This is a genomic window from Cobetia sp. (assembly GCF_983723665.1).
Genome location: NZ_CFDJES010000024.1, coordinates 9878 through 15557, shown reverse-complemented (window position 1 = coordinate 15557; position 5680 = coordinate 9878). Strand labels below are relative to the sequence as shown.

Sequence of the window (5680 nt, the reverse complement as noted above, 5' to 3'; positions counted from 1 at the left end):
CTGATCATCCATCGCCGTTATGAGCTGGCCAGCATCATCAATGAGCTGGTGCTGGGGCTGCTGTTCACGATCGGCAGCGTGTGCTTCTTCTGGGAAGAGTGGATGACACTGGGAATCTGGCTGTTCGTGATCGGCTCGCTGCAGCTGACGCTCAAGCCGGTGATTCGCCTGGCGCGCCGCATGCACCTCAAGCGGATGCCCGAATCGGCGCTGGACCTCTAGCAGGCGGCTTCACGGCCGGTCTGTCTCTTCGGCTCACCGGCTCACCGGCGCTCTGGCTCTCTTGCTCTGGAGATCAGCGATAGCGATGCACGCGCAGACTCTTGAGGAAGGGCGTGTCCTCGATGCGCACGTCGCCGCGGCGGGCGCGGGTGCGTTCGGTGGGCGGCGTCGGGCTTGGCTGGTTGAGAGCGGGCAGGCGCAGGTCATCATGCGGCAGGAACAGCGGCAGAGAGACGTTCAGCGCGCGGCGCGTGCGTAGCTCACCGTCTTCGCGCATCACCGGCTCACGGTAGAACAGGTTGGCGCGCATCAGCGGTGCCTGGGGCTGGATGCGGGCCAGAATCTCATCCGATGGCAAGCCAGCGAGCAGCTTGAGCTGCAGGCGTACGTGCTCGGCCTCGGTATCCAGCTTCATCAGCAAGGCTTCACACTCCGCCACGCTGACGCGCTGGATCGAACGCCCGGAGCTGTACCAGGCGAAGCGCACCCGCGCCACCGGTGCCTCTGCCACTGGCACTCGCCGCCAGCACTGCTTGAGATGCAGGCGCGCCAGGCCATCGCCCCTCAGGTGCTGATTCAGCCCCGGATGGCGGAAGGGCAGAATCGCCTTCAGCTCGGCCAGTTGGTCGGGATACTTCTCGCGCAGCTCGGCGAAGAGCTCCGCCAGCTGCTCCTTGGCGGCGTTGAGCGCCGCGACGCGCTCGATCACCGTCGGGCCTGCGGCGACAACGCCCAGATAGGGGCGGGTGACTCGGCCGTCCTGGCCATCCTGATACCACACGTCCTGCAACGCCTGGCTGAGCCATTCGCTATCGGCACTGACGCCATCCAGTCGCCAGAGTGGCGAATTCTCTTCTCTGACCGCGGTGATGACCTGATCGGCGGCACTGATCTGCGTATCGAAGGCCGCTTCTATTCTGGCCATCAACTGGTATTCGGGCATGCTCTGCGTCCTGATTGCAGCAAGGGAGGCGTGATTTTTTATCGCGTTATCTTGTTTAGCCTAGCGTGACCGGGATGGCAAGTCAGACCATGGCGGCATGCGCGGGCAGAAGAAGGGCTCCGAGAGACTGAATCACCCGGGATGGAGTGACGGGAGAGGCCGGCTGCGCCGGCGCCGACAGACCGAAACAGAAGAGGGCGCCACGCTGGGCGCCCTCCTGTCTCTGCGGGGGTCTGTGTGATCTCGATAGGGTGCTGTTGTCAGGCCGGCACCTGCAAAAGCCCGCTGGGCTCAGCGGTCGCGATAGCGCTCGGTGAGATCACCATAGGCATCGATGCGACGATCGCGCAGGTAAGGCCAGATGCGGCGCACGTCTTCGCCGCGCGCCAGGTCCACCTCGACCAGCAGCTCCTCGGGCTCGGTACCGCCATGCGCCAGCAGCTCGCCCTGAGGGCCGCAGATGAAGCTGCCGCCCCAGAACTGGATGCCTTCGCTGGCAGGCGTCGGGTCCGCTTCATGACCGACCCGGTTGGCGACGATCACCGGCACGCCATTGGCGACGCCGTGGCTGCGCTGGATCAGGGTCCAGGCATCCTTCTGGCGCGTCTGCTCGGCTTCATCGTCACGCGGGTCCCAGCCGATGGCGGTGGGGTAGAGCAGCATCTCGGCACCGGCCAGCGCCATCAGGCGTGCGCCTTCGGGATACCATTGGTCCCAGCAGACCTGCACGCCCAGACGGCCGACCGAGGTGTCGATGGGCTCGAAGCCGCGGCGTGGGGACTGTGCGCTGGGTGCATCGCCTGGCGTGAAGTAGAACTTCTCGTAGAAGCCGGGATCATCCGGAATGTGCATCTTGCGGAAGGTGCCGACCAGGCCAGCGGCCTTGTCGAGCACCACGGCGGTATTGTGATACACCCCAGCGGCGCGACGCTCGAAGATGGAGCCGACGATCACCAGGCCGAGTTCGGCGGCCAGACCGGCCAGACGCTGGGTGGTCGGACCTTCGAGGGGCTCGGCGAGATCGAAGATCTCGGTGTCTTCGGTCTGGCAGAAGTAGTGGCTGGCATGCAGCTCCTGCAGCATCACCAGCTCAGCGCCATCGGCGGCAAGGCGACGAATGGCGGCTTCGCTGGCCGCCAGGCTTGTGTCCTTGTCGGGCCAGCCCTGTTGCTGGACGACACCGACCTTGAGTGTACGGCGGGAAGCAGTCATCACAGTGCTCCTTGAGAGGTGTTCGAGGTGGCCAGCGTGCCCTTGGGCAGTTGCATGGTCATGCAGTGCAGGCTGCCATGCTGGCGAATCACGGCGCGGCAATCGACCGGAATGATGTCACGCTTGGGGAAGGCGCTGGCGAGGGCCTTGAGGGCGATCATGTCGTGACGATCGGCGTAGGTCGGCACCAGCACGGCCCCGTTGATGATCAGGAAGTTGGCGTAGGTCGCCGGCAGGCGATGGCTGTCGTCCGGATCGAAGCAGGCATCCGGCCACGGCAGCGGCACCAGGAAGTACGGGTCGCCGTTGGCGTCGCGCAGGGCTTCAAGCTCGGCTTCCATCGCCTTGAGCGCCGGGTAATGCGGGTCGTCGCGATCATCGCAGCGGACATAGGCGATGGTGCGCGGGTCGCAGAAGCGCGCCAGGGTGTCGACATGGCTGTCGGTGTCATCGCCTTCCAGATGACCATTGGCGAGCCACAGCACGCATTTGACCCCGAAATCGGCCTTGAGTTGCGCCTCGACCTGGGCGCGGCTCAGGCCGGCATTGCGGTTGTCGTTGAGCAGGCAGGCCTCGGTGGTCAGCAGGGTGCCCTGGCCGTCGCTCTCGATGCCGCCGCCTTCCAGAATGAAGTCGCGGCTTTCCACCGGGCTTGCGTAAGCCCCCTGCGCGGCGAGGGCGCGGGTCAGGGCGTTGTCGCGGGCGGCCTCGAACTTGCCGCCCCAGCCGGTGAAGGTGTAGTCGAGCAGCACCGGCTGGCCATCACGTTCGATGGTGATGGGGCCATGGTCGCGCGTCCAGGTGTCATCCAGCGGCGCCACGAAAAGATGCAGGCGCTCGGCGGGCACGCCGAAACCGGCGAAGCGCGCGGCGAGGCGCTCGCGGGTGGCGTCATCGCTGACGCTGATCAGCACGTGCTGATAGCGGCTGATGGCGATCACCATGGCCTCGCAGGTGGCTTCGATGCTCTCGAGCATCTCGCTCCAGTCACTGTGCGGGCTGGGCCAGCTGAGCTGGATGGCGTCCTGCGGGTGCCATTCGGCGAGCAGACGGGTGGCCATGGGCATCTCCCTGATGAAGAGGTAACGATAAAGGCGCAAGCCGCAATGCCGCGGACTCGGCGCGCGATGATAGCAGAGCCATGCGCCGACGCTAGCCCTGTGGTGCCTGACGTGCACATGTCTCGCCATGCTGGCGGTTCATGTTGGCCACAGACGAAGGCTGGCAAACTGCGTTCGAATATGGCTCCATGCGCCGAGCCTGCGGAATGCGTATCATGGCCCGCGACCCTGACCCAAGGAATCGACTTCGATGCTGCTGGATCGCCTACCCTTTCTGATCGGCCTGCGCTATACCCGCGCCAAGCGCCGTAACCATTTCATTTCCTTCATTTCCTTGACCTCGATGCTGGGGCTGTCGCTGGGCGTCGCCGTGCTGATTCTGGTGCTGTCGGTGATGAACGGCTTCGACCACGAGCTGCGCACCCGCGTGCTGGGCATGGTGCCGCATGTGCGCGTCGAGGCGCGTGACAGCGTCACCGACTGGGAGACGCTGGCCGGCAAGCTGCGCGAGAAGCCGCATGTCGTCGGTGCGGCGCCCTATATCGAGCAGCAGGGCATGTTCACCACCAACGGCCGCAACAAGGGCGCGTTGGTCACCGGCATCGATCCGTCCGCGGAGGACCAGGTCTCGATCATCAGCGAGCACATGGTGCAGGGCAGCCTGGCGGATCTCACGCCCGGCAGCTGGGGCATCGTGATGGGCGAGCTGCTGGCGCGCAACCTGGGCGTCGGCGTGGGGGATCGCGTCACGCTATTGGTGCCCGAGGCCTCCATCACGCCCGGGGGCATCTTCCCGCGCCTCAAGCGCTTCACGGTGACTGGTATCTTCAAGGTCGGCGCGGACGTCGATGCCAGCCTTGCCTACACTGATATCTCGGACATGGCCAAGCTGGCGCGCTTTAAGGAAGGTGACGTCCAGGGGGTGCGCCTGAAGCTCGATGACCTGTTCAGCGCCGATCAGGTCACCCGCGACATCGTCAGTCAGCTGGGGCCGCAGTATCGCGGCATGGACTGGAAGCGCACCCACGGCAACCTGTTCGCCGCCATCCAGATGGAGAAGAACATGATCGGCCTGCTGCTGATGGTGATCGTCGCCGTCGCGGCCTTCAACATCGTCTCGACGCTGGTGATGATGGTGACGGACAAGCACGCCGACATCGCCATCCTGCGTACCCTCGGGGCCAGGCCCGGTTCCATCATGGGCATCTTCATCGTGCAGGGGCTGACCATCGGCGTGATGGGCATCATCATCGGCGCCATCGCCGGTGTGGCGCTGGCGCTGAGTGTCTCCGACATCATCGCCTGGGTGCAGTCGACCTTCGGTATCCAGTTCCTGGACCCCAACGTCTACTTCATCAGCTATCTGCCGTCGCGCCTCGAGATGAGCGACATGGGCATCATCATCGGCTCCGCGCTGGTGCTGAGCTTCCTGTCGACGCTGTATCCGGCCTGGCGCGCCTCGCGCATCCAGCCGGCGGAGGTGCTGCGCTATGAGTAATCCGTCGACACCGTCTGATGCATCCATCCGTTCTGCTGCTGGAGACACCGCCATGCCGACGCCGGCTTCTGACACTCACGCGCCGGGTCAGCCCCACGGCAAGCCGATGCTGATCTGTGAGCGCCTGAGTCGCAGTTACGATGAGGGCCCGCAAGAGGTGCAGGTGCTCGACGAGCTGGAGCTGCGCGTGCATGCCGGTGAACGAGTCGCCGTCGTCGGCAGCTCCGGCTCCGGCAAGACCACGCTGCTCAACCTGCTCGGCGGGCTGGACCACCCCAGCCAGGGCATCGTGAAGGTGGCCGGCCAGCGCCTGTCCGAACTCAGCGAGTCGGCACTGGGCAGCTTCCGCAATCAGCACATCGGCTTCGTGTATCAGTTCCACCATCTGCTGGCGGAATTCAGTGCCGAAGAGAACGTGGCGATGCCGTTGATCATCCGTGGCCACAAGCGCGCCGAGGCTGCCGTCAAGGCGCGCAAGCTGCTGGAGCGGGTCGGCATGGCGCCGCGCGCCGATCACAAGCCGGGCGAGCTGTCCGGGGGCGAGCGTCAGCGCGTCGCCATCGCGCGTGCGCTGGTGACCGACCCGAGCCTGGTGCTGATGGATGAGCCGACCGGCAACCTGGATCAGACCACGGCGGCGCGCATTCTCGAGCTGATGGATGACATCGCGCGTGAAGCGCAGGCAGCCTTCATCATCGTGACCCACGACAACGGTCTGGCCGCGCACCAGCACCGTGTGCTGCG

The 5680-nt window shown here is 65.4% G+C and carries 6 protein-coding genes; 3 read left to right on the top strand and 3 right to left on the bottom strand.

Annotated elements, in window-relative coordinates; translation table 11 throughout:
• The coding region (locus AC4FAH_RS04255; RefSeq protein WP_490245684.1) for a YrhK family protein at nucleotides 1-222 on the top strand (222 nt) is incomplete at its 5' end.
• Between the two features lie 73 nt (nucleotides 223-295).
• Here the strand turns inward: AC4FAH_RS04255 and AC4FAH_RS04250 are convergent.
• From AC4FAH_RS04250 to AC4FAH_RS04240, 3 genes are all read right to left on the bottom strand, one after another.
• The gene (locus AC4FAH_RS04250; protein WP_043331911.1) at nucleotides 296-1165 is read right to left on the bottom strand and encodes a DNA replication terminus site-binding protein; all 870 of its coding nucleotides are present in this window, start codon (nucleotides 1163-1165) and stop codon (nucleotides 296-298) included.
• Between the two features lie 291 nt (nucleotides 1166-1456).
• Nucleotides 1457-2377 carry a carbon-nitrogen hydrolase gene (locus tag AC4FAH_RS04245; protein ID WP_054555016.1) on the bottom strand — a complete coding sequence of 307 codons (921 nt, stop codon included), beginning with the start codon at nucleotides 2375-2377 and terminating at the stop codon, nucleotides 1457-1459.
• Entirely contained in the window at nucleotides 2377-3438 is a 1062-nt protein-coding gene (locus AC4FAH_RS04240; protein WP_324691857.1) for an agmatine deiminase family protein, read from the bottom strand. The genes AC4FAH_RS04245 and AC4FAH_RS04240 overlap by 1 nt, the downstream gene beginning before the upstream one ends.
• 253 nt (nucleotides 3439-3691) lie before the next feature.
• Between AC4FAH_RS04240 and AC4FAH_RS04235 the strand changes: the two genes are divergently transcribed.
• Entirely contained in the window at nucleotides 3692-4936 is a 1245-nt protein-coding gene (locus AC4FAH_RS04235) for a lipoprotein-releasing ABC transporter permease subunit (RefSeq protein ID WP_043332064.1), read from the top strand.
• Nucleotides 4937-4988: 52 nt separating this feature from the next.
• On the top strand, nucleotides 4989-5680 hold a 692-nt coding region (locus tag AC4FAH_RS04230), incomplete at its 3' end, for an ABC transporter ATP-binding protein (RefSeq protein WP_490245683.1).

What these genes read in the sequence shown, in the direction of transcription:
- AC4FAH_RS04245 (WP_054555016.1), bottom strand. Translation starts at nt 2,377, where the DNA reads ATGACTGCTTCCCGCCGTACACTCAAGGTCGGTGTCGTCCAGCAACAG.
- AC4FAH_RS04240 (WP_324691857.1), bottom strand. Translation starts at nt 3,438, where the DNA reads ATGGCCACCCGTCTGCTCGCCGAATGGCACCCGCAGGACGCCATCCAG.
- AC4FAH_RS04250 (WP_043331911.1), bottom strand. Translation starts at nt 1,165, where the DNA reads ATGCCCGAATACCAGTTGATGGCCAGAATAGAAGCGGCCTTCGATACG.